This window comes from Priestia sp. 10L35 (genome assembly GCF_056395685.1).
In genome coordinates, this window is record NZ_JBFTKA010000060.1 from 1 (window position 1) to 410 (window position 410).

The window sequence follows — 410 nt, forward strand, 5'->3', positions numbered from 1 at the left end:
GGCTCGGTAGCTCAGTTGGTAGAGCAAAGGACTGAAAATCCTTGTGTCGGCGGTTCGATTCCGTCCCGAGCCACCATTTTAAGACGGCGATTGTGGCGAAGTGGTTAACGCACCGGATTGTGGTTCCGGCATTCGTGGGTTCGATTCCCATCAGTCGCCCCATCTTAAGTAACGCGGGTGTAGTTTAGTGGTAAAACCTCAGCCTTCCAAGCTGATGTCGTGAGTTCGATTCTCATCACCCGCTCCAAAAATGGGCCTATAGCTCAGCTGGTTAGAGCGCACGCCTGATAAGCGTGAGGTCGGTGGTTCGAGTCCACTTAGGCCCACCATATTCCACAGTAGCTCAGTGGTAGAGCTATCGGCTGTTAACCGATCGGTCGTAGGTTCGAGTCCTACCTGTGGAGCCATAC

General features: G+C 53.4%; 5 tRNA genes. All 5 read left to right on the top strand.

The window, feature by feature from the left end:
* A tRNA-Phe gene (locus tag AC1DEF_RS29270) sits at positions 1 to 76 on the top strand.
* A 10-nt stretch (positions 77 to 86) separates the two neighbouring features.
* Positions 87 to 162 (top strand) — tRNA-His (locus AC1DEF_RS29275).
* A gap of 11 nt (positions 163 to 173) precedes the next feature.
* Positions 174 to 247: transfer RNA gene (locus tag AC1DEF_RS29280), tRNA-Gly, on the top strand.
* A gap of 5 nt (positions 248 to 252) precedes the next feature.
* Positions 253 to 329 (top strand) — tRNA-Ile (locus tag AC1DEF_RS29285).
* A 3-nt stretch (positions 330 to 332) separates the two neighbouring features.
* A tRNA-Asn gene (locus AC1DEF_RS29290) sits at positions 333 to 407 on the top strand.
* The last annotated feature ends 3 nt before the right edge of the window (positions 408 to 410 follow it).